A 22500-nucleotide genomic window follows, 5' to 3' on the forward strand; every position below is an offset into this window, starting at 1 on the left:
CCTCTTTTTCTTTTTCCGCAACTTTCTGTTGCGGGGTACTGCGCGCGCCTGAAGGTGCGCGCGTTAGACTTGCGCAGATTAATTCCACAGTGCACCGACGAGAGGATTGAGCATGGTAGATCAGCGAGGGCGCGACCGAGACCGGCACTCCTCCGGCGGAGCACGAGGCGGCAACCAGCGCCGCGACGACAACCGCGGCGGTGGCTACCAGCGCCGCGACCGTAACGATGGTGAGCGCGGCGGATATCAGAAGCGCGACGGTGACAACCGTGGCGGCTACCAGCGCCGCGACCGTAACGACGGCGAGCGTGGCGGTTACCAGCGACGCGACCGTAACGACGGCGAGCGGGGCGGCTACCAGCGTCGCGATCGCAACGATGGCGAGCGCGGCGGTTACCAGAAGCGTGATGGTGACAACAGTGGCGGTTACCAGCGTCGGGACCGCAATGACGGTGAACGTGGCGGTTACCAGAAGCGTGATGGTGACAACCGTGGCGGTTACCAGCGTCGGGACCGCAATGACGGTGAACGTGGCGGTTACCAGAAGCGCGACGGCGAGCGGGGCGGCTACCAGCGTCGCGACCGCAATGACGGTGAGCGCGGCGGCTATCAAAAGCGTGATGGTGACAACCGCGGTGGCTACCAGCGTCGCGATCGCAACGATGACGAGCGTGGCGGTTACCAGAAGCGTGATGGTGACAACCGTGGCGGTTACCAGCGTCGCGATCGCAACGATGGCGAGCGTGGTGGCTACCAGCGTCGCGATCGCAACGATGGCGAGCGCGGCGGGTATCAGCGTCGCGACCGCAATGATGGCGAGCGCGGTGGCTACCAGGGGCGTGACGGCGAGCGGGGCGGCTACCAGCGTCGCGATCGCAACGATGGCGAGCGCGGTGGTTACCAGCGTCGTGACGGCGACAACCGTGGCGGCTACCAGAAGCGTGACGGTGACAACCGTGGCGGCTACCAGAAGCGTGACGGTGACAACCGTGGCGGCTATCAGCGTCGTGATCGCAATGACGGTGACCGTGGTGGCTACCAGCGCCGTGACGGTGACAACCGTGGCGGTGGCTACCAGCGTCGCGACCGCAACGATGGCGAGCGCGGGGGTTACCAGCGCCGCGATCGTGATGACAGCCGGGGCGGCGACCGTCGCGACGGCGGCCGGCCCGAGCGCCGCGGCGAATGGCAGAAGCCCGAGGGCAGCGCGCGCCTACAGCCGTCGCGTCCCGAGGAACTCCGCGCGGTCCGCGCCGAGCACACCGACCCCGAGATTCCCGACACCGTTTCGCCGCGCGACCTCGACGAGGTCGCGCGCATGGAGCTGAAGACGCTCGCGAAGGAAACGGCCGACTTCGTCGCCGAGCACCTCGTGATGGCGTCGGCGCTCGTCGACACCGACCCCGAGCTTGCGCACCAGCACGCGCTCAGCGCATCCCGCCGTGGCGGTCGTATCGCGATGGTCCGTGAGACGCTCGCGATCACCGCCTACCTCACCGGTGACTATGCGCTCGCCCTGCGCGAGCTGCGTACCTACCGTCGCATCTCGGGTCGCGATGACCAGATCGCGCTCATGGTCGACTCGGAGCGCGGCCTCGGCCGTCCCGACCGCGCCCTCGAGCTTGGTCGCTCGGTCGACGAGAGCAAGCTCGACACCAACGGAAAGGTGCAGCTCGCCATCGCGATGTCAGGCGCGCGCCTCGACCAGGGCAACGCCGAGCTGGCGCTTGCCGAGCTCGAGATTCCGCAGCTCGACCGCACCAAGGCGTTCTCCTACAGCCCCGCGTTGTTTGGCGCGTACGCGGCCGTGCTCACCGACCTCGGTCGCGACAAGGAGGCTGCCGTCTGGGAGCGTGCCGCCGAACTCGCGCAGAACGCCCTCGACGAGTCGCAGGAGGGCTTCGAGACCGTCGAATTCGTCACCGAGCCGAACCCCGACTACATCCCGCCAGAGGAGCCGGAGGACGCCGACGACGAAACCGAAGAATCGGAAGACGCCGCTTCGCAAGACGCCGATGAGGCAGACAACGTCGAAGACGAGCCCGCCGAAGAATCGGACGAATCGGACGACTCTGACGTGACCGAAGAGGTTGCTGACGACGACGCGTCGGATGACTTTGACGAAGCCACCGATGAACCTGAGGCTGCACCCGCCGAGCCCGAGTCGGCTGTTGCGGCTGAAGCTGTTAGCGCGGAACCCGCGCACGACGAGTCGGAAGCAGAAGACGTCACCGTCGCCGCCGACGTTCTCGACGACGACGAGTTCACTCGCGCATCCGTTTCGGAGCAGGTGGAGGCGGAGTTCGCCGAGATCCTCGCCGAGATCGATGAGGCCACCGAGGTTGAAGCCGAGGAGATCGTCGAAGAGATTGCCGAGGCGGGTGAGGTCGTTGAGGCTGAGGACGCTCAGGCTCCCATCGAAGCCGAGCTTGAGGTTCCAGTCGAGGTTGAGGTCGAGGCTGAAACCGAGCCCGAGCATGAAGCTGACGTTCAGTCGGCAGACGCCGAGCAGCCGGTCGCCAAGGCGGACAAAACTGAAAAGTATGACGACGAGTCGGAGGACGACGACGAGGACGACGAGCAGCTCTCGCTGTTCGACCTCTAGGAGCACTCGATGGCACTGTTCGGCAATCGCACGACGCCGGCACCGCTCGACGGCGTCGACGTGATCCTCTCCGACCTCGACGGCGTCATCTATCGCGGCCCGCACGCGATCGATCACGCGGTCGCTGCGCTCAACGAGTACGCGACCCGGGGCATCCGGCTCGGCTACATCACGAACAACGCGAGCCGCACCGATATCGCGGTGGCCGAGCAGCTCGCCGGCTTCGGCCTCAACACGACCCCGAGTGACGTCGTGACGAGCCCGCAGGCGGCCGTGCACCTGCTCAAGAACCACGCCGAGCCGGGCGCACTCGTGCTCGTGATCGGCGGCGAGGGCATCGTGCACGAGCTCGAGAAGGCCGGATTCCGTGCCACCCGTTCGGCGGACGATCAGCCGGATGCGGTGCTGCAGGGCTTCGCGCCCGAGGTTGGCTGGCAGCACCTCGCGGAGGCATCGTTCGCGCTCACGCGCGACATTCCATGGATCGCGACGAACCAGGACTGGACGATCCCGGTCGCGCGCGGCATCGCGCCCGGGAACGGCACACTCGTAAGCGCCGTGCACACGGCCGTGCAGAAGCTGCCGATCGTCGCGGGCAAGCCCGAGACGCCGCTCTTTGAAGCGGCCGTCGAACGCTTCGGCGCGACGTCGCCGATCATGATCGGCGACCGGCTCGACACCGACATCAAGGGCGCCTTCCGCTCGAACATGAAGTCGGTGCTCGTGCTCACCGGCATCGACGGCCCGAAGCAGCTCATTGCGGCGGGGCCCGACGAGCGACCCGACTACATCGTGGGTGACCTGCGCGACCTCGACACTCCGTATCCCGTGGTCGAGGTCAACGCCCGGCCCGAGTACGTTGAGGCGAAGGTCGGTAGCGAGCGCGTCGTGCTCGATGGTATCGACCTGCAGGTGAAGTCGCGCGGCAAGCACAAGCTCGACCTGCTGCGCGCTGCGACGGCCGCCATCTGGAACTCCGACAAGCTCATCTACGCGCTGCGCGTGCCCGAATACCTCACGCAGGACTGGTCGAAGTGGTAGACCTCGAGGGCGTTCCGCTCGGCGAGCACGCCGCTGCCCTGCAGCGGCAGCTTGACGCACTCAAGCGCGCCCTCGACGACCCGAACGTGCGGCTCGACCTCGACGGGCTCGACGACCTCGGTGCGCGCGACGACTTCGACGCGCAGGATGCGGTCGGCGAGGGCGATGACTGATCGTCTCGATCGAGCGCTCGCCGCGCGCGGGCTCGCGAAGAGCCGCACCGAGGCGGCGCGCCTCGTCGACGCGGGCCTCGTCTTCGTCGACGGCATCGCCGCCACGAAGGCGTCGCAGCAGGTTGGTGATGCGGCCATCCTCGAAGTGCAGCGCGAGCAGCGGTGGGTGTCCCGCGCCGCGCACAAACTCCTCACCGCGCTCGAGGCGTTCGGCATCGACTGCGCCGGGCGCGAGGCGCTCGACGTCGGGGCCTCCACAGGCGGTTTCACCCAGGTGCTACTGCACCACGGCGCGCGAGAGGTGATCGCGCTCGACGTCGGGCACGACCAGCTCGACCCGCTCATCCGCGCCGACACCCGCGTGCGGGTCGTTGAGGGCGAGAACGCGCGCTACCTCACGGCCGAGCGGCTCGAGCAGCTCGCGCCGGGCGTGCATCCCGACCTCGTCGTCGGTGACCTCTCATTCATTTCGCTGCGGCACGTCCTGCCCGCGCTGCGCGCGAGCGTACCCGCGGCGCGCGACTATGTGCTGCTGTTGAAGCCGCAGTTCGAGGTCGGTCGGGGCCACGTGCGCGGCGGGCTCGTGACCGACCCCGCGGTCGCCGCCGACGCGGCGCTCGACGTCGTGCGCGACGCGGCCGGGCTCGAACTCGGTCTCGCGGGCATCGCGCCCTCGCCGATTACTGGCATGCACGGCAACCACGAATACCTGCTCTGGCTGCGAGCCGACTTCGTACCTGAACACGACCCCATCGAGCGCATTCGTAGGATGGTAGGAGAGGGAGGCTTATGACCGGCGAAGTGCGCAGAATCCTTGTGGTGGGCCACGTTGCCCGCGACGAGGCAATCGACGCGACCCTGAACACCCTCCTGTTCTTGGCGGCGCACGACATCGTGCCGGTGCTCGAAGCCTCGTTCGCCAGCGAACTCAGTGAGCACCAGACAGAGGGGCTGCCCGAGCAGGTTGAGCGCCTCGGCGTCGACTGCGAGGTCGCCGACTGTGAGCTCGTCGTGGTGCTCGGCGGCGACGGCACGATCCTGCTCGGTGTCGACCTCGCGCGCGAGGCGAACGTGCCCGTGCTGGGCGTCAACCTTGGCCACGTCGGCTTCCTCGCCGAGTCGGAACGCGAGTCGCTGCCGCTCGTGCTGCAACGCGCCATCGACCGCGCCTACGAGGTCGAGGAGCGCATGGCACTGCGCGTCGACGTACACCGACCCGACGGCGTGGTCGAAACCGACTGGGCCCTCAACGAGGCCTCGATCGAAAAGGGCAACCGGCAGCGGATGCTCTCGGTCGGCATCGACGTCGACGGCGAGCCGCTCTCGAGCTTCGGCTGCGACGGCGTGCTGTTCTCGACCCCGACCGGGTCGACCGCGTACTCGTTCTCGGCGGGCGGGCCGATCGTCTGGCCCGCCGTCGAAGCGCTCCTGCTCGTGCCGGTTTCGGCGCACGCACTGTTCACGAAGCCCATCGTCGTCGCGCCCGATTCGGAGCTCGCCGTCGAGATTCACCCCGAGGGGCCGGATGCGATTATCTGGCTCGACGGACGCCGCCGGCTCGAGCTGCCCGCGGGCTCGCGCGCGACCGGCACGCGCTCTGAGCAGCCGGTGCGACTCGCGCGCCTGCACCCGGGGCCGTTCACGACGCGACTCGTGAAGAAGTTTCAGCTGCCGACGGTGGGCTGGCGGGGCTAATGCTCGACGACATCGAGATCCGTTCGCTCGGCGTCATCGATCAAGCGCGGCTGCCCCTCGGCCCCGGCTTCACCGCGATCACCGGCGAGACCGGTGCGGGCAAGACCATGGTCGTGACAGCGCTCGGACTGTTGCTCGGTGGCCGCGCCACGAGCGACGCGGTGCGGGCCGACGCTGACAAGGCCGTAGTCGAGGGTCACGCCGTCATCGATCCGAGCGGGCCCATCGCCGAGCTCGTCGCTGAGGCCGGCGGTGACGCCGAGCCGTTCACCGAGGACGACGCGACGCGCGCCGAGGTCGTGCTTGCGCGGCAGGTCGCGAAGTCGGGTCGCTCGCGCGCCTGGCTCGGTGGCCGCGCCGTGCCAGCGAGCGTGCTGGCGAGCGCGGGGGAGCACCTCGTCGCCGTCCACGGGCAGTCCGAGCAGCTGCGGCTCACGCGCGAGGAAGCGCAGCGCACCGCCCTCGATCGCTTCGGTGGGGTCGAGGTGGCGGATGCGCTCGAGCGCGTCGCCGCGCTGTACGACGAACTGCGCGAACGGAAGCAGGAACTTGACGCGCTCTGTGCCTCGGCGGGGGAGCGCGAGGCCGAGCGCGAAGGTCTGCGCAAGCTGGCGGATGCGGTGGACGCGGTCGCGCCGCAGCCCGGCGAGGACAAGGAACTGCTCGGCCGCATCGAGCGACTCAGCAACCGCGAGCAGCTGCGCAGCGACGTCGGCGGCGCGCACGAGCTGCTGTCGGGCGAGCATCCGGCCGGTTCGCTGCGCGATCGGGCCCGCGAGGTGCGCACCGCGGTCGACCGCGCGCTGCGGAGCGACTCGAGCCTCGAGTCCGTCGCCGAGGCCGCGAACGACCTCGAGTACACGATCGACGATCTCGCCGCGCAGCTCGGCGGGTATCTTGCCGACCTCGACACCGACGGCGTCGGCGAACTCGACTCGCTCAACGACCGCCTCGCCGCGCTCGAAGACCTCAAGCGCCGCTACGACGGCGAACTCGACGAGATTGCGGAGCGCGCGGCCGACGCGGGGCGGCGCTTGCTCGAGCTCACGGGCGCCGATACGCGCATCCCGCAGCTCGCCGAGACGGTCGAAGCCCTCGCCGCCGATCTCGATGAGGCCGCGACGCGCCTGAGCAATCTTCGTGCCGCCGCGGCCCAGGAGCTCGCCGAGGGCGCCACCGGCGAACTCGCCGCGCTCGCCATGCCAAACGCGCGACTGCACGTCGACGTGACGCCGGGCGAGCGCATCCGCCGCACCGGCCGTGACCAGGTGCAGTTTCTGCTGACACCGCATCCGGGCGCGAAGCCGTCGCCGCTCGCGGTTGGTGCCTCGGGCGGCGAGCTGAGCCGCGTCATGCTCGCGCTCGAAGTTGTGCTTGCGGCCGCGAGCCCCGTGCCGACACTCGTGTTCGACGAGGTCGACGCCGGCGTCGGTGGCGCCGCCGCGCTCGAGATCGGCGCACGCCTGCAGCGGCTCGCGACGACGAGCCAGGTGATTGTCGTGACGCACCTCGCGCAGGTCGCGGCGTTCGCCGATCACCACGTGCGCATCGAGAAGGCGACGGATGGGCAGGTCACGACCTCGTCCATCCGCGAGCTCGACGCGCCCGGGCGGGTCGAAGAGATGACTCGCCTGCTGTCGGGCCTGACCGAGTCGGAAACCGGCCGGGCACACGCTGAAGAACTGCTGCGCCGCGGGGCGCGTGAGGTAGGCTGAGAATCCGTGAACGACGCAACTGTGCACCCCGCCAAGTCCGAGACTCCGGTCAAGCAAATCTTCGTCACCGGAGGAGTTGTCTCCTCGCTCGGTAAGGGCCTCACGGCGGCCAGCCTCGGCAATCTGCTGACGGCCCGCGGCCTGCACGTCGTCATGCAGAAGCTCGACCCATACCTCAACGTCGACCCGGGCACCATGAACCCGTTCCAGCACGGCGAGGTATTCGTCACGAACGACGGTGCCGAGACCGATCTCGACATCGGTCACTATGAGCGCTTCCTCGACGTCAACCTCAGCGCCGCCGCGAACGTCACGACCGGCCAGGTCTACCAGACGGTCATCGCGAAGGAGCGCCGCGGCGAGTACCTCGGCGACACGGTGCAGGTGATTCCGCACATCACCGACGAGATCAAGCGCCGCATGCGCCTCCAGGCCGAAGAAGAGCCGCGCCCCGACGTGATCATCACCGAGGTTGGCGGCACCATCGGCGACATCGAGTCGCTGCCATTCATCGAGTCGGCCCGCCAGATTCGCCACGAGCTCGGCCGCGACAACGTGTTCTTCGTGCATGTTTCGCTCGTGCCGTTCATGGGTGCGTCGGGCGAGCAGAAGACGAAGCCGACCCAGCACTCGGTCGCGTCGCTGCGCTCGTACGGTATTCAGCCGGATGCGCTCGTGCTGCGCAGCGACCGCCCCGTCACCGACTCGAACCGCTCGAAGATCGCGCTCATGTGCGACGTCAACGAGCGCGCAGTCGTGAACACCCCCGACCTGCCGTCGATCTACGAGATTCCGTCGACGCTGCACGAGCAGGGCCTCGACGACTACATTATCGAGCAGCTCAAGCTACCGGTCGAGGACGCCTTCGAGTTCGACGACTGGGAGCGACTGCTCGACGTCGTGCACAACCCGAAGCGCACCGTCACGATCGGCCTCGTCGGCAAGTACATTGACCTGCCCGATGCGTACCTCTCGGTCTCGGAGGCGCTCAAGGCCGGCGGTTTCACGAATGACGCGCGCGTCGAACTGCGCTGGGTTCCCTCGGACACTTGCGAGACGCCCGAGGGTGCCGCGGCAGCGCTCTCCGACCTCGACGGCATCTGCGTGCCCGGCGGCTTCGGCGTGCGCGGCATCGAGGGCAAGCTCGGCGCCCTGCGCTTCGCCCGCGAGAACCGCATCCCGACCCTCGGCCTCTGCCTTGGCCTGCAGTGCATGGTGATCGAGTATGCGCGCAACGTCGCCGGCATCGCTGGCGCTTCGTCGAGCGAGTTCGACCCCGAAACCCCGGCACCCGTCATCGCGACGATGGCCGAGCAGGTCGACATCATCGACGGCGGCGACCTCGGCGGCACCATGCGCCTCGGCGCCTACCCGGCCGCGCTGCAGGCCGGCTCGATCGTCTCGGGCGTCTACGGTGCCACCGAGGTCGAAGAGCGCCACCGCCACCGCTACGAGGTGAACAACGAGTACCGCGAGCAAATCGCCGACGCGGGGCTCGTCTTCTCGGGCACGTCGCCCGACGGCCACCTCGTCGAGTTCGTTGAGCTGCCCGCCGACGTGCACCCGTACTACGTGGCGACCCAGGCGCACCCCGAGCTCAAGTCGCGGCCCAACCACGCGCATCCGCTGTTCGCCGGCCTCGTCAAGGCCGCCATCGAGCGCGAGGCCGCGAGCCGCCTCGTGGAAGTGGACGACGCCGAGTGACCCTGCGCGACGAACCCGAGGTGCACGAGCTGCGGTCGCAGCGACTCGTGCATCGGGGTTGGGTGTGGAACCTCGTCGACGACGAGGTGCAGTACGGCGACGCCGTGATGCATCGCGAGTACGTCGACCACACCTCGGCCGTCGCGGTGCTCGCGATCAACGAAGACGACGAGGTGCTGCTCATTTCGCAGTATCGCCACCCCGTGCACTCTCGCAACTGGGAGATCCCGGCCGGCCTGCTTGACGGTGGCCCCGAGGAGTCGCCGCTCGTCGCCGCGCAGCGCGAGCTCGCCGAAGAGGCGCAGCTCGAGGCTTCGCAGTGGTGGCTGCTGCACGACTTCTGGAACAGCCCGGGCGGCTCGAACGAGTCGATTCGCATCTTCCTCGCCCGCGGGCTCAGCGCCTCGCCGCTCGAGTTTGAACGCACGCTTGAGGAGGCCGACATCGAGACGCGCTGGGTCGCGCTCGATGAAGCGATTGACGCGATCCTCGCCGGCGACCTGCACAATCCCGCGCTGCTGCAGGCGCTGCTCGTCGCGAACGAGTCGCGCCGCCACGACTGGTCGACGCTGCGCGACGCAGCAACGCCCTGGCCGACCCGTTCGCCGGGCCCGGAGGTGACGCCGCGCGCCCTCGAGGGCGGACGGCGCGCGTGAACCGCTTCGCCGAACGCTACCTTCGGCACCTCACGATCGAGCGCGGCCTCTCGGCGAACTCGCTCGGCGCCTACCGCCGCGACCTCGACCGCTACGTCGGGTTTCTCGCCGAGCGCGGCATCGACGAGCCGGTGAAGATCACCGCGAACGACACCCGTGAGTTCATGGCGTGGCTGCGTGACCCCGACGGCTTGGATCTCGCGGCTTCCTCGGCCGCGCGCATCGCCTCGAGCGTGCGCGGTTTCCACCGATTTCTCGACGACGAGGGCCTGGTGGACGAAGACGTCGCGAGCGAACTCCAGGCCCCGAAACTGCCAAAACGCCTGCCGAAGGCGCTCACGATCGACGAGGTGCAGCGACTGCTCGACGCCGCCGGCGGCGACACCCCCGAGCAGCTGCGCGACCGGGCGCTGCTCGAGGTGCTCTACGCCTCGGGCGCCCGCATCTCGGAGGCGGTCGGCCTCGCCGTCGACGACGTCATCGACCGCGACATGGTGCGGGTGCGGGGCAAGGGCGACAAGCAGCGCATCGTACCGCTCGGCTCCTTCGCCCAGGATGCGCTGAACGCCTACCTCGTGCGGGCCCGGCCGGGGTTCGCGGCGAAGGGCAAGGGCTCGCCCGCGCTGTTCCTCGGCGTGCGTGGCGGCCCGCTCTCACGCAATAGCGCCTGGAACATCCTGCAGCGCGTCGCCGAGCGCGCCGAACTCACGACGAACGTGTCGCCGCACACGCTGCGCCACTCCTTCGCGACGCACCTCATGCAGGGCGGGGCGGATGTGCGCGTCGTGCAGGAGCTGCTCGGCCACTCCTCGGTGTCGACGACGCAGATCTACACGAAGGTCACGGCCGACGCGCTGCGCGAGATGTACGCGCTCGCGCATCCGCGCGCCCGTTAGCAATCTTTAACGTTCAACTAGCACTTGAGGTGAGGTGCCTGTGACCCGGCGAGGCAGGGTCGGCGTGTCGGGGCCCGTGGCTACTATCTGAAAACGCGTGATCAACCTGTCGAAAAAGGAGGCGGCGACTGTGTCTGCAATGAACGAAGCCGACCTGCCCGAGCTGCCGGGCCTCGAGGTTCCGGCTGATCTGCTCAAGTCGAAGCCCAAGACCAAGCCGCGCCCGGTCACGGGCCCCGCGCCCGAACCCGCCGAGGGCAGCGCCCCCGGCCAGCCTCGCTCGGCCGAAGCCGTGTCGACCCGGCAGTACAACAAGTTTCCCGAGCCCGAGCCGCTGCCCGAGCACGGCCCCGCGCGCGTCATCGCGATGTGCAACCAGAAGGGCGGCGTCGGCAAGACGACGACCTCGATCAACCTCGCCGCGTCGCTCGCGTCGTATGGTCGGCGCGTGCTCTGCATCGACTTCGACCCGCAGGGCGCGCTCTCGGCGGGCCTCGGCATCTCGACGCACAACTCGCTGACGATCTACGACCTGCTCATCGGTCGCGAGTCTGACCCGCACGCCGCGATCACGAAGACCCACTTCGAGGGCCTCGACGTGATCCCCGCGAACATCGACCTCTCGGCCGCCGAGGTGCACCTCGTCACCGAGGTCGCCCGCGAGCAGATCCTCGCGTCGATCATCCGCAAGGTCGCCGACGACTACGACCTCGTGCTCATCGACTGCCAGCCCTCGCTCGGCCTGCTCACCGTGAACGCGCTCACGGCGAGCCATGGCGTGATGATTCCGCTCGAGTGCGAGTACTTCGCGCTGCGCGGCGTCGCCCTGCTCATCGAAACGATCGAGAAGGTGCGCTCGCGCCTCAACCCGGCGCTTGAGCTCGACGGCATCCTGCCGACCATGTTCGACGGCCGCACCCTGCACTCGCGCGAGGTGCTCGACCGCGTCTTCGAGGTGTTCGGCGACAAGGTGTTCGACACCGTCATCGGTCGCACCGTGAAGTTCCCCGACGCGTCGATTGCCGGCGTGCCGATCGTTGAGTTCGCGCCCGAGCACGCAGCGGCGAAGGCCTACCGGCAGCTGGCCCGCGAGCTGGTGGCCCGCGGTGCAGCCGCCTAGCGAGGCACCCACGGAGGGCGACTTTCGAGTCGCCCTCGACGTGTTTCAGGGGCCGTTCGACCTGCTGCTGCAGCTCATCGGCCGCCACGAGGTCGACATCACCGAGATCTCGCTGTCGCGGGTGACCGACGAGTTCATCTCCTACGTTGCCCAGCTCGAGCGCGCCGAAGAACTCGACCGCGCGAGCGAGTTCATCGTCGTCGCCGCGACGCTGCTCGACATGAAGCTCGTGAGCCTGCTGCCGCAGGGCGACTACGTCGACGCCGAAGATGTCGCGGTGCTCGAGGCGCGTGACCTGCTGTTCGCGCGGCTGTTGCAGTACCGCGCGTTCAAGGAGGCCGCCGAGTGGTTTCGCGGCCACTTCGAGGTCGAAGAGCGTCGCACGGCCCGCACGGTGCCGCTCGAGCAGAAGTTCATCGACCGCGTGCCCGACCTCGTGTGGACCCACTCGCTCGAGGACTTCGGCGCGATCGCCGCGCTCGTGTTTGCGCCGCGGGAGATCCCCACGGTCGGCCTCGACCACCTGCACGCGCCGCTCGTGTCGATTCGCGAGCAGGCGAGCCTGCTCGTCGGGCGGCTGCGCGACGGCGGGCCGGCGACGTTCCGCGAGCTCGTGGCGGATGCGGATGTCGCGGGCGTCGTCGTCGCTCGCTTTCTCGCGGTGCTCGAGCTGTTCCGCCGGGCCGCCGTCGAACTGCACCAGGAGGTGCCGCTAGGGGAGCTCACGGTGAGCTGGAGCGGCGAAGATTGGAACGACGAAGACTTGAGCACGCTGGGGGCCGACTATGACCAATGACCAACCCGTCGAGGTCGATCTCACGCGCGCGATCGAGGCGATGCTGTTCGTCAGCGACGAGCCGATTCCGGTCGTCGCGCTCGCGGCAGCCGTGTCGCAGCCGGTCAAGGCGGTCCAGCAATCCCTGCACGAGCTCGTCGCAGACTATGATGGAGAGTCTGGCGGCGCGCGCCGAGGCTTCGAGCTGCGCGAGGTCGGCGGAGGCTGGCGTATGTACGTGCGCTCGGACTTCGACGAGATCGTGGGCGACTTTGTGTCGGTGCGGCAGCCGTCGCGGCTGTCACAGGCGGCACTCGAGACCCTCACGGTGATCGCGTACCGCCAACCCGTGACGCGTTCGCAGGTCGCCCAGGTGCGAGCCGTGAACGTCGACTCCGTGGTGCGAACCCTCGTCAGCCGCGGCCTCATCACAGAATCGGGCGTCGAGCCGGTGACTGGGGCGACGCTCTACAGCACGACCGAACTGCTGCTGCAGCACCTCGGCATTAACTCCCTTGAGGAGCTTCCCAAGATTTCCCCGTTGCTCGACGACGGGCAGGATGGATTCCATGAATAACTACGACCGTGATCGCGAGCGCCGAGACGAGCGCGAGCGCAGCCGCCAGGAGCGCGAGCAGGAACGCGACGCCGTGCGTCGGGCGAAGCACGAGCGACCCCGCGGCGGTTATTCGCTCGCCGACTTCGACGACATCCCGTTCCAGCCGCAGCACCGACCCGAGGCGGCCGCCGCGCCGCGCGAAGAGCTCTCGACCGAGGGCGTGCGTCTGCAGAAGGCGCTCGCGAACGCGGGTGTCGCATCGCGCCGCGCATCCGAGAACCTCATCACCGCGGGCAAGGTGCGCGTCAACGGTCAGCGAGTTACCGAACTTGGCACGCGTATCGACCCGGAGCGCGACGAGGTCATTGTCAACGGCACCCCGGTGCAGTTCGACCAGAGCCGCCGCTACGTCATGCTGAACAAGCCCGTCGGCGTCGTCTCGACGATGCACGACGATCAGGGGCGCCCCGACCTACGCCAGTTCGCGAAGCAGTTCACCGAGCGCGTCTACAACGTCGGTCGGCTCGACGGTGAGACGAGCGGACTGTTGATTCTCACGAACGACGGCGAACTCGCGAACGTGCTCGCGCATCCCTCGTTCGGTGTGACCAAGACCTACGTCGCGAAGGTGCGCGGCAAGTTCACCCCCGGCAAGCTCAAGCAACTGCTCGACGGTATCGAGCTTGAGGACGGCTTCATTAAGGCCGACGCGGGCCACATCGTCGACCGCTCGGGAGGCGGGCGCACGACCCTCGTCGAGGTCACCCTGCACTCGGGCCGCAACCGCATCGTGCGCCGCATGTTCGACGCCGTCGGCCACCCGGTGCAAGAGCTCGTGCGCCGCAGCTTCGGCCCGCTTCAGCTCGGCACGCTCAAGACCGGCGAACTGCGCGAGCTCTCGCGCGACGAGCTCGGCAAGCTGCTGCGCCTTGCCAAGCGGGCGGCCCGCCAATGACCCCGACGCGTACGAACTCGCCGGTGCTTGTAGTCGGCACTGGGCTGCTCGGCTCCTCGGTGGGCCTCGGTTTGAGCGCCAAGGGCGTAGATGTGCTGCTCTCGGACGCCTCGCCCGTCGCGCTGGGGCTCGCCGCCGACTACGGCGCCGGCCGCGTCGCGCCAGCGAAAAACGCCTCCGAGGCGTCGTCCGCGGACACGCCGCAGATCGTCATCGTCTGCGTGCCGCCGGATGTTGCCGGGCACGTCGTCATGCAGCAGCTCGAGGCCTGGCCCGACGCGATCGTCACCGATGTGACGAGCGTCAAGACTGCGCCGCTCGAGCACGTGCGCGAACACGGCGGCGACCTGAGCCGTTACCTCGGCTCGCACCCCATGGCGGGCCGCGAGACCGGTGGCCCGCTCGCCGGCCGCATGAACCTGTTCGTCGGTCGCCCATGGGTGATCGCGCCGCACGAGCAAACGACCGTGTTCGCGCTGCAAGAGATCGAGGGCCTCGCGCTCGACCTCGGCGGCACCGTGGTGTCACTCAGCGCCGAAGAGCACGACAATGCGGTTGCACTGATCTCGCACGTGCCGCAGCTCGTCTCGAGCATCATGGCCGGGCAGATTTTGCGCGACGAGACCGACGCGGCTGCGCTCGCGGGCGGCGGCCTGCGCGATGTCACGCGCATCGCGGCGAGCGACCCCACACTCTGGAACCAGATTCTCGCGGCGAACGGGCCCCGGGTCGCCAAGATCCTGCGCCAGGTCGCAGCCGACGCGGGCGAGCTTGCCGAGGCCCTCGACGACGTGTCGGTGCCGGGCGCGCGCAAGGCCGTGGCCGAACACATGCGGGCCGGCAACGAGGGCGTTGCGAAGATTCCGGGCAAGCACGGCAGCCGCCGCACGTTCGCCCGGCTCACGGTGCTTGTGGACGACCGCCCGGGCCAGCTCGCGCAGCTGTTCCACGATATTGGCGAGGCCGAGATCAACGTCGAGGAGCTCGTGCTCGAGCACTCGCCGGGCGCGAACCTCGGCCTCGTGCAGATCGAGGTGCTGCCCGAGGTGCACACCCGACTCACGGAAGAACTTGAGGCGCGGGGATGGAGGCTGGCGGAGTGACCGCAACGGTAGTAGCAATCGACGGGCCCGCGGGCTCCGGCAAGTCGACGGTGTCGCGCGAGGTTGCACGCCGCCTCGGCTGGCAGCTGCTCGACACCGGCTCGGTGTATCGGGCCATCACGTGGTTCGGGCTGCAACGCGGCACCGACCTCGACGACACACAGGCCGTCATCGCGCTCATGCCTGAGTTTCTCGACGCGTGGCGTCTCTCGCTCGACCCCGACGAGTCGTGGGTGCGCGTGGGGGAGCAGGACATCACGGGCGACATCCGCACCACCGAGATCTCGGCGAGCGTGTCGAAGGTCGCGCGCATCATTCCCGTGCGCGAGGCCGTCAACGAGCGGTTCCGCGAACTGCTGTTTGGGGCGGATGCGGCGGGCATCGTCGCGGAGGGCCGCGACATCACGACCGTGGTCGCCCCCGACGCGAATGTGCGCATCCTGCTCACCGCCGACGAGGCCGAGCGCATTCGGCGCCGCCAGGCCGAGCTCGCGGGCGACGACGCGGCGGCCGTCGCCGCGACCGTGGCCGCGCGCGACGCGCGTGACTCGCAGGTCGTGAACTTTACTTCGGCAGCCGACGGCGTCACCGTCGTCGACTCCACTCATCTTGACCTTGACGCGGTGATCGACGCCGTGCTCGAGTTGATCCGCGAAAGGAGCGGCTCGTGAGCGACACCACCCCGTACGAACCCGAATTCATCGAGGGCGACGACCTCTTCGAGGAGGGCTACGAGGGCGACCTCGGCGAGCGCCTCGAAGAAATCGAGGACGACGTTGCCGAGCAGCGCGCCGAGGTGCTTCGCCGCGCCCTTGACGAGTACAACCTCGACGATGATGACCTCGAAGTGCTCGAGGGTGACTTCGCCGATGACGGCACCTTCCTCATGCCGGCGCTGCCCGTGCTCGCAGTCGTCGGCCGCCCGAACGTCGGCAAGTCGGCGCTCGTCAACCGAATCCTCGGCCGCCGCGAAGCCGTGGTTGAGGACGTGCCGGGCGTCACCCGCGACCGCGTGAGCTACCGCGCCGAATGGGGCGGCCGCCACTTCACTCTCGTCGACACCGGCGGCTGGGAACCCGACGCGCGCGGCATCGACCGGTCGGTTGCCGAGCAGGCCGAGATCGCCATCGAGCTCGCCGACGCCGTGCTGTTCGTCGTCGATGCGAACGTCGGCCCCACCTCGAGCGACGAGCACGTCGTGAAGATGCTCCGCAAGAGCGACCGCCCCGTGCTGCTGCTCGCCAACAAGGTCGATGACCTGGTGCAAGAGCCGAACGCGGCCACGCTGTGGGGCCTCGGCCTCGGCGAGCCCTGGCCGGTCTCGGCGCTGCACGGTCGCGGCGTCGCCGACATGCTCGATGAGGCCATGCGCATCTTGCCCGAGGTGTCGAAGGTCGCGAAGCAGGAGGTCGGTGGGCCCCGTCGCGTTGCGATCGTCGGCCGCCCGAACGTCGGCAAGTCGAGCCTGCTCAACAAGGCCGCGGGGGAGGAGCGCGTCGTCGTCAACGACCTCGCCGGCACCACCCGTGACCCCGTCGACTCGCTCGTCGAGATCGGCGGCCGAGTCTGGCGCTTCGTCGACACCGCGGGTATCCGCAAGCGCGTGCACCTACAACAGGGCGCCGACTTCTACGCCTCGCTGCGAACCGCGACGGCGATTGACAAGGCCGAAGTGGCAGTCGTCGTGTTCGACGTGACCGAGCCGCTCGGCGTGCAGGATGTGCGCATCGTCGACATGGTGCTGCAGTCGGGCCGCGCGCTCGTGCTCGCCTTCAACAAGTGGGACGAACTCGATGACGAGCGCCGCTGGCAGCTCGAACGCGAGATCGAGCAGGACCTCAAGCACGTCGCCTGGGCACCCCGCGTCAACATCTCGGCGAAGACCGGCCGGCACCTCGAAAAGCTCGTACCGGCCCTGACCGTCGCGCTCGAGTCGTGGGACACCCGCATCCCCACCGGCAAGCTCAACGCGTTCCTCACCGAGCTCACGCAGGAGCTGCCGCACCCGCTGCGCGGTGGCAAGCAGCCGCGCGTGCTGTTCGCGACGCAGGCGCAGACGCGCCCGCCCACGTTTGTGCTGTTCACGACGGGGTTCCTTGACCCCGGCTATCGGCGCTTTATTCAGCGACGCCTGCGTGAGGTGTTCGGTTTTGTGGGCACGCCGATTCAGATCAACATGCGTGTCCGCGAACGGCGGAAGCGGAAGTAGGCCAAAAAAGAGGGCGGGCGTCAACGACGCCCCTCCCTCTTTGCGAAAGCACTGAGGGCTGTGCAATAGTTGCATGTAGCATGCAACACTCTGGTGTGTTGTCTGCACGGAGTACGGCGATGGAATTCAGCGTTGAATGCAGGTGAGCAATCTTGACCATTATCGACCTTGAGCAGCCACGATTCTCAGGGATGCCGATCTTTCCGGATCACCAACCTGGGTATTCATATTTTCTCCATCGCCGGCACAGGGACACGCTTAAGTCGCAACCAGGAAGCCTTGGTCGCTCAAGCTCCTCAGGTGTTCTCGTGATGATGGAGCATTCAGGGACGCATGTGGATGCGATCTGCCATCAAGCTGAGGACCTCAAGTTCTACGGGTGCCACGACGCCGACGACTACGAATCCGTTAACGGGTTTAGCATGGGGGACGCGACCGCGATTCCGGTGTTTCACCATCCGGGCGTGCTGATAGACCTCGTTCGCGACAACGATGGTGCCGAGGTCTCCGCGTCAGCGTTGATCTCGCTCGAGCAGGTGCAGCGAGCGGCGAAAAAGCAGAATGCCGTACCGGCGCCCGGTGAGGTGGCTTTGATTCGCACGGGGAATGGTCGGTACTGGAACGACTCCGAGCGGTATCTCAACGGGCCCGGTATGTCGCCCGACGTCTCGCAATGGCTCGCGGATCTGGGTGTTGTCGCGGTCGGCGCCGACAACATGGCGTGGGATTTGCAAGGGTACGTCGACCCGAAAGTTAATTGCGACCTGCCAGGGCACGTCATACTACTGGTTCGATCGGGCATCCACATCTTCGAGAACGTAAACCTCGAGCGACTCGGTGATGCCGGCGTCGGGAGATTTACCTTCTTCGCTGCCCCGCTGCAACTCCGCGGCGCGACTGGCTCACCAATTCGCCCGATTGCTGTCTTGGAAGGGGGAGACCAATGAGCAGTGAAACGCACGTCAATGAAGGAGTGCCGCAGCCGCCAAAGACGTTCTGGGGCAAGCTGAGGGCCATCGGCCCCGGGATGATGGTTGCGGGCGCGTTCGTCGGTACTGGCACGATCACCACCAGCATTGTTGCTGGCACCGAGAACGGCTATCAACTCCTGTGGGCCTCCGTCACGTTCGCCATCATCCTCGTAATTATCCTGCAAGAGATGGTGGCCCGGCTTACGCTTGCCTCTGGCAACACGCTCGCCACCCTGATTCGCAGCAAGCTTGGGCTCTGGGTCGGCATCATTGCCGTCCTCGCGATTTTCGGCGGCAACGTGGTCTACAGCGTCGGCAACGTCAATGGTGTCGCATTGGCTACCACGTCAATGCCCGGAAATTTTCCGCCCGTCGTTTGGGTGGTCATCGTGACACTCCTGTATTGGGGATTGCTCATGATCGGCAAATTTAATGTGCTCGAGAAACTGATCACTTGTTTGGTTATTGGGCTCTTCGGACATTCGGTGGGGTCATGGGGTGAGTCCGCCGGCGGCGAGGAGCATTCGTAGGCGGTAGTTCTCGCGGTTGCGGAAGCCGCGAGCGAGGCGACGATGCAGCTCGATGATCCCGTTGATTGCTTCGGTGCCGCCGTTGTTTGCTCGGCTGGTGGTGAAGTAGGCGAGGAACGCTGAGCGCCAGCGTCGCAGGGTGCGGCCGAGGCGTGCGATCTCGGGGATCGGACAGGTGTGGAACGACTCGACGACCTTCTCGGCGATCTGTCGCCCCTCAGCGAGGTCCTTCTGGTGATAGGCCGAGCGAAGTTGCTGCGCGCACTGCCATGCGACGAACACCTCGTCGTGGGCCGGGTTCGCCTCGATGGCTGCGGTCAGGCGCGCCCACTGCTTGTCGGTGAGGTTCTCAGCCCCGGCGCGGAGGATGGTCTGGATCCCGTAGAGCGGATCACCTTTCCGACCGCGATGGCCGAGAGTGTCTTGCTGGACCCGACGGCGAACCTCGTCGACCGCGACGGTGCCGAGCTTGACGACATGGAACGCGTCCAGCACGGCGGTGGCATCTTGCAGTTTGTCGTCGATCGCGGTCTTGTAACCGGCGAACGGATCCAGCGCCGCGACCTTCACCTGCTCGCGGAATGCGTCGCCACGTGCGCTGAGCCAGGTCGCGTAGGCCTTCCCCGACCTGCCCGGCACGAGGTCCAACAGCCGGGCCCGCGTCTTCCCGGTGCTGTCGCGGGTGAGGTCGACCATCCCGGTCAGCTCTTTCGGACCGCGCTTGCGCGGGTCGACGTGATGCCAGATGTGCTCGTCAACGCCCAGCGTTGTCACGTTCTCGAACCGGGACTCATCGGCCGCGAGCTTCACAAGCTCCGGCTCGACGGCCCGCCACACCGTCTTCCACGACGTGCCCAGCTGGCGACGCAGTCCTTCGATCGTGGCGTGTTCGCGACGCAGCTGACCGACTGCCCAGACGACCGCGCGTCGGGTGAGTGCCCCACGCGGGGCGACAAGAGACGGCAGCTGTTCCACGAACGTCTGTCGTGCACAGCCCGACTCGTCGCACCGCCAGACTCGCTGCCGCCACACGATTCGCACCCGTGTCATGCCGGGCACGTCATGAAGCAGCCGGCGGTGACGTCCACGGCCGGTCGCCACGGTCCCGCACGACGGGCAACCGGCAGGCGCCGCAGGACTCGAGACCGTCACGATCAGTAGTCCGTTGCGGCGGTCCACGTGCTCGACATGGACGCCGTCGAGGCCGAGCAGGAGGTCGCAGCGGGAACACGGGTCAGTGGCAGAGCGCGCGTCAGCGCACCCCGAAGTAGGGTGAAGCACGTCGAGGTCCTCGTAATGGATCAGGTGGTTAGCGCTTCTGATCCTCGGGGACCTCGACCCCTACCCGTCGAACCTCACCCGGCGAGCCCTACCCCCACCGAATGTCCGAAGAGCCGGTTATTGTCATGAGTGCAGTATTTCTGATCGACATGATCGCGGTGGGCCCTAATTATGGAGAAATGATTAAGGGACTCACGATACCGGAGTTCTCTTCCTCGCAGGTGTTGCTTGTCACCGGTTTGATCGGCACGACCGTCGTCCCGTACAACCTCTATCTGCACTCCTCTGCGGTATTGGAGCGAGGATGGCACAAGAATCCCAAGGGATTCACTGGTCTAGCACGCCTCGACACCATCATCCCGATGTGCATCGGCGGTCTCGTGACCATGGCGGTCGGTGTCACCGCTGCCGCGGTGCTGAACCCAAGGTTCCTTGAAGGCACGCTAAAGATTGAGAACGCGGCAGACATGTCGACGGCGCTGGAACCGATTCTTGGCCCGTTCGCGTATGTCTTCTTCAACATTGGCTTATTCGCCGCTGCAGTCTCTTCCATGCCGATGGCTGCACTATCTGCAGCGTATGTAACAACGGAAACTTTCAACATGTCGAATGACTTGAAGGCGCCGGGTTTCCGAATCATCCTTTCACTCGTGGCCTGGCTGCCAGTGATTATCTTTGTAGTCATGAATTCGTCACCAATTGCGACCATTATCGCGGCGCAATCCATTAATGGAATGCTCCTGCCGATTACTGCAGTGTTCGTGCTCATCTTCGTAAACCGAAAGAGCATTATGGGTGATTTGGTGAACAAGGCCTGGCTCAACGTTCTGGCATTTGTCGCCGTTGGGTTCGTTTGCTTCCTTGGAATCGTGAACATCTTGAAAGCAATTGGTGTCGTGTAAATCTGGCCATTTATGTCGGTCGAAGGGTGGTCGCCTGTAGCGTCCTGGCACTAGAGGCAGTCAGGTACTCTGAAAGAGCCCACAGTGCGCCGACAAGCGCCGAAAACCGGACCCAACGGAGGACGTCCCACTATGACCGAAGTGCATCAGGCTGAGCAGCGTCAGTGGTTTGAACAACTGGACGCCGCGGAGCAGGTGATTCCGCTGATTTCTAAGCTGTACCGCGAGCGGAATATCGTCACCTCGATCCACGGTCGCCGCCTGATCAACATGTCGTCGATCGACGTCATCAAGGCGCACCGTTTCGGTCGTCGTCACGCGGGCGGCGAAGCACTCAGTCTTGACGTCACCCGCCAGCTGCTCGAGGGCCTCAGCCGCATGAGCCTGAACATTGCCTCGGTCGATCTCGGCGCGCTTGGCGTCGCGTTTAAGCAGGCATCCTCGGGTGATGTGGATGCGTTCCTCGCTGACCAGCTGACGGATGTTCGCCCCGTGGTTGAGGGCGACGGCGGCACCGACGTCGTGCTCTACGGTTTCGGCCGCATCGGCCGCATCCTCGCGCGCATCCTCATCGACCAGGCGACCACCGGCCCCGGCCTGCGCCTGCGCGCCGTCGTGGTGCGCAAGAACGGCGACGATGACCTCGAGAAGCGCGCCTCGCTGCTTCGCCGCGACTCGGTGCACGGCCCGTTCAAGGGCACGATTAGGGTCGATCGCGACAACAACACGATCCTCGCCAACGGCACGCTGATCCAGGTCATCTACTCGAACGACCCGACCGCCGTTGACTACACCCAGTTCGGTATCAACGACGCGATTGTCGTCGACAACACCGGTCGTTGGCGCGACGAGGAGGGCCTCGGCCAGCACCTCCAGGCGAAGGGGGTGGCCCGCGTGCTGCTCACCGCGCCGGGTAAGGGCGACATCCGCAACGTCGTGTTCGGTATCAACGACAAGGACATCCGCGACGACGAGCAGATACTCTCGGCCGCCTCGTGCACCACGAACGGCATCACCCCGGTGCTGCACGCGCTCGACAAGAAGTTTGGCGTCAACCACGGCCACGTCGAGACGGTGCACTCGTTCACGAACGACCAGAACCTCATCGACAACTACCACAAGGGTTCGCGCCGCGGCCGCGCCGCGACGCTGAACATGGTGCTCACCGAGACCGGTGCGGCGAAGGCCGTCGCGAAGGCCCTGCCCGAGTTCGCGGGCAAGCTCACCGGTAACGCGATCCGCGTCCCCACCCCCGACGTCTCGATGGCCGTGCTCAACCTCGAGCTCGAGACCGAGGTGACGAAGGAGCAGGTCAATGACTACCTGCGCCAGGTATCGCTGCACTCCGAGCTGCGCCAGCAGATCGACTACATCGAGTCGAAGGACGTCGTGTCGACCGACTTCGTCGGCCACGACCGCGCCGGCATCGTCGACGGTCTCGCGACCATCGCGAACGGCAAGAACCTCGTGCTCTACGTCTGGTATGACAACGAGTTCGGCTATTCGAAGCAGGTTGTGCGAGTTATCGAGGCGCTCGGCAACGTGCATCCGGCCGTCGTGCCGGTGCGCCGCGACGTGCTCGAGGTATAGACCCCTCGAAGTACCGCTGT

Annotated in this window: 21 protein-coding genes; 20 read left to right on the forward strand and 1 reads right to left on the reverse strand. The window is 67.0% G+C overall.

The annotated features are described in order from the left end of the window. The first annotated feature begins 112 nt into the window (after window positions 1–112). The 18 genes from EJL01_RS09470 to EJL01_RS09555 all read left to right on the forward strand — a co-directional run bounded on the left by EJL01_RS09470 (window position 113) and on the right by EJL01_RS09555 (window position 18707). On the forward strand, window positions 113–2605 hold the full coding sequence (locus tag EJL01_RS09470; protein WP_125107273.1) for a primosomal protein: 2493 nt from the start codon (window positions 113–115) through the stop codon (window positions 2603–2605). Between the two features lie 9 nt (window positions 2606–2614). Next, window positions 2615–3646, forward strand: a complete 1032-nt coding sequence (locus EJL01_RS09475; RefSeq protein WP_125107274.1) for an HAD-IIA family hydrolase — start codon at window positions 2615–2617, stop codon at window positions 3644–3646. After that, a complete protein-coding gene (locus EJL01_RS09480; RefSeq protein ID WP_125107275.1) occupies window positions 3640–3819 on the forward strand; it encodes a hypothetical protein in 180 nt (59 codons plus the stop codon). The genes EJL01_RS09475 and EJL01_RS09480 overlap by 7 nt, the downstream gene beginning before the upstream one ends. After that, window positions 3812–4612, forward strand: coding sequence for a TlyA family RNA methyltransferase (locus EJL01_RS09485; RefSeq protein WP_125107276.1), 801 nt, complete (start codon window positions 3812–3814; stop codon window positions 4610–4612). Before EJL01_RS09480 ends, EJL01_RS09485 begins: the two co-directional genes overlap by 8 nt. Beyond that, window positions 4609–5514, forward strand: coding sequence for an NAD kinase (locus EJL01_RS09490; protein ID WP_125107277.1), 906 nt, complete (start codon window positions 4609–4611; stop codon window positions 5512–5514). Before EJL01_RS09485 ends, EJL01_RS09490 begins: the two co-directional genes overlap by 4 nt. Beyond that, a complete protein-coding gene (gene recN, locus EJL01_RS09495) occupies window positions 5514–7229 on the forward strand; it encodes a DNA repair protein RecN (protein ID WP_125107278.1) in 1716 nt (571 codons plus the stop codon). The genes EJL01_RS09490 and recN overlap by 1 nt, the downstream gene beginning before the upstream one ends. 6 nt (window positions 7230–7235) lie before the next feature. Continuing rightward, window positions 7236–8933 (forward strand): CTP synthase, encoded by a 1698-nt coding sequence (locus EJL01_RS09500; protein ID WP_125107279.1) that lies wholly within the window; start codon window positions 7236–7238, stop codon window positions 8931–8933. Beyond that, window positions 8930–9589, forward strand: a complete 660-nt coding sequence (locus tag EJL01_RS09505) for an NUDIX domain-containing protein (protein WP_193128781.1) — start codon at window positions 8930–8932, stop codon at window positions 9587–9589. The genes EJL01_RS09500 and EJL01_RS09505 overlap by 4 nt, the downstream gene beginning before the upstream one ends. Further along, entirely contained in the window at window positions 9586–10485 is a 900-nt protein-coding gene (gene xerD, locus EJL01_RS09510) for a site-specific tyrosine recombinase XerD (protein WP_125107280.1), read from the forward strand. Before EJL01_RS09505 ends, xerD begins: the two co-directional genes overlap by 4 nt. 139 nt (window positions 10486–10624) lie before the next feature. Beyond that, window positions 10625–11605, forward strand: a complete 981-nt coding sequence (locus tag EJL01_RS09515) for an AAA family ATPase (protein ID WP_206427727.1) — start codon at window positions 10625–10627, stop codon at window positions 11603–11605. Then, window positions 11592–12401: a segregation and condensation protein A gene (locus tag EJL01_RS09520; RefSeq protein WP_125107281.1), complete on the forward strand. Its 810-nt coding sequence runs from the start codon at window positions 11592–11594 to the stop codon at window positions 12399–12401. Before EJL01_RS09515 ends, EJL01_RS09520 begins: the two co-directional genes overlap by 14 nt. Next, window positions 12391–12957 carry an SMC-Scp complex subunit ScpB gene (gene scpB / locus EJL01_RS09525; protein WP_125107282.1) on the forward strand — a complete coding sequence of 189 codons (567 nt, stop codon included), beginning with the start codon at window positions 12391–12393 and terminating at the stop codon, window positions 12955–12957. The genes EJL01_RS09520 and scpB overlap by 11 nt, the downstream gene beginning before the upstream one ends. Then, window positions 12950–13894: a pseudouridine synthase gene (locus tag EJL01_RS09530; RefSeq protein WP_125107283.1), complete on the forward strand. Its 945-nt coding sequence runs from the start codon at window positions 12950–12952 to the stop codon at window positions 13892–13894. The genes scpB and EJL01_RS09530 overlap by 8 nt, the downstream gene beginning before the upstream one ends. Then, the gene (locus tag EJL01_RS09535) at window positions 13891–14997 is read left to right on the forward strand and encodes a prephenate dehydrogenase (RefSeq protein WP_125107284.1); all 1107 of its coding nucleotides are present in this window, start codon (window positions 13891–13893) and stop codon (window positions 14995–14997) included. The genes EJL01_RS09530 and EJL01_RS09535 overlap by 4 nt, the downstream gene beginning before the upstream one ends. Then, window positions 14994–15668 carry a (d)CMP kinase gene (gene cmk / locus EJL01_RS09540; RefSeq protein WP_125107285.1) on the forward strand — a complete coding sequence of 225 codons (675 nt, stop codon included), beginning with the start codon at window positions 14994–14996 and terminating at the stop codon, window positions 15666–15668. Before EJL01_RS09535 ends, cmk begins: the two co-directional genes overlap by 4 nt. A gap of 92 nt (window positions 15669–15760) precedes the next feature. After that, the gene (der, locus tag EJL01_RS09545; RefSeq protein ID WP_431834731.1) at window positions 15761–17206 is read left to right on the forward strand and encodes a ribosome biogenesis GTPase Der; all 1446 of its coding nucleotides are present in this window, start codon (window positions 15761–15763) and stop codon (window positions 17204–17206) included. A gap of 152 nt (window positions 17207–17358) precedes the next feature. Then, window positions 17359–18153 (forward strand): cyclase family protein, encoded by a 795-nt coding sequence (locus tag EJL01_RS09550; RefSeq protein ID WP_125107286.1) that lies wholly within the window; start codon window positions 17359–17361, stop codon window positions 18151–18153. Next, complete coding sequence (locus EJL01_RS09555) at window positions 18150–18707, forward strand: Nramp family divalent metal transporter (protein WP_125107287.1); 558 nt, start codon at window positions 18150–18152, stop codon at window positions 18705–18707. Before EJL01_RS09550 ends, EJL01_RS09555 begins: the two co-directional genes overlap by 4 nt. Here the strand turns inward: EJL01_RS09555 and EJL01_RS09560 are convergent. Continuing rightward, window positions 18669–19988, reverse strand: coding sequence for an ISL3 family transposase (locus tag EJL01_RS09560; RefSeq protein WP_431834727.1), 1320 nt, complete (start codon window positions 19986–19988; stop codon window positions 18669–18671). The two genes, EJL01_RS09555 and EJL01_RS09560, sit on opposite strands and share 39 nt — an antisense overlap. 101 nt (window positions 19989–20089) lie before the next feature. Between EJL01_RS09560 and EJL01_RS09565 the strand changes: the two genes are divergently transcribed. Both EJL01_RS09565 and EJL01_RS09570 read left to right on the forward strand, forming a co-directional pair. After that, a complete protein-coding gene (locus EJL01_RS09565; protein ID WP_125107288.1) occupies window positions 20090–20890 on the forward strand; it encodes an NRAMP family divalent metal transporter in 801 nt (266 codons plus the stop codon). 132 nt (window positions 20891–21022) lie between these two features. Next, entirely contained in the window at window positions 21023–22480 is a 1458-nt protein-coding gene (locus EJL01_RS09570; RefSeq protein WP_125107289.1) for a glyceraldehyde-3-phosphate dehydrogenase, read from the forward strand. The last annotated feature ends 20 nt before the right edge of the window (window positions 22481–22500 follow it).

The organism is Gulosibacter massiliensis, from assembly GCF_900626105.1.
Taxonomy (GTDB): domain Bacteria; phylum Actinomycetota; class Actinomycetes; order Actinomycetales; family Microbacteriaceae; genus Gulosibacter; species Gulosibacter sediminis.

Excerpts from the sequence above, each read along its gene's own strand:
- EJL01_RS09535 (WP_125107284.1), top strand. The coding sequence starts at position 13,891 with ATGACCCCGACGCGTACGAACTCGCCGGTGCTTGTAGTCGGCACTGGG.
- EJL01_RS09515 (WP_206427727.1), top strand. The coding sequence starts at position 10,625 with ATGAACGAAGCCGACCTGCCCGAGCTGCCGGGCCTCGAGGTTCCGGCT.
- EJL01_RS09490 (WP_125107277.1), top strand. The coding sequence starts at position 4,609 with ATGACCGGCGAAGTGCGCAGAATCCTTGTGGTGGGCCACGTTGCCCGC.
- EJL01_RS09475 (WP_125107274.1), top strand. The coding sequence starts at position 2,615 with ATGGCACTGTTCGGCAATCGCACGACGCCGGCACCGCTCGACGGCGTC.
- EJL01_RS09530 (WP_125107283.1), top strand. The coding sequence starts at position 12,950 with ATGAATAACTACGACCGTGATCGCGAGCGCCGAGACGAGCGCGAGCGC.
- scpB (WP_125107282.1), top strand. The coding sequence starts at position 12,391 with ATGACCAATGACCAACCCGTCGAGGTCGATCTCACGCGCGCGATCGAG.
- EJL01_RS09485 (WP_125107276.1), top strand. The coding sequence starts at position 3,812 with ATGACTGATCGTCTCGATCGAGCGCTCGCCGCGCGCGGGCTCGCGAAG.
- EJL01_RS09555 (WP_125107287.1), top strand. The coding sequence starts at position 18,150 with ATGAGCAGTGAAACGCACGTCAATGAAGGAGTGCCGCAGCCGCCAAAG.
- EJL01_RS09570 (WP_125107289.1), top strand. The coding sequence starts at position 21,023 with ATGACCGAAGTGCATCAGGCTGAGCAGCGTCAGTGGTTTGAACAACTG.
- recN (WP_125107278.1), top strand. The coding sequence starts at position 5,514 with ATGCTCGACGACATCGAGATCCGTTCGCTCGGCGTCATCGATCAAGCG.
- EJL01_RS09565 (WP_125107288.1), top strand. The coding sequence starts at position 20,090 with ATGTCCGAAGAGCCGGTTATTGTCATGAGTGCAGTATTTCTGATCGAC.
- EJL01_RS09470 (WP_125107273.1), top strand. The coding sequence starts at position 113 with ATGGTAGATCAGCGAGGGCGCGACCGAGACCGGCACTCCTCCGGCGGA.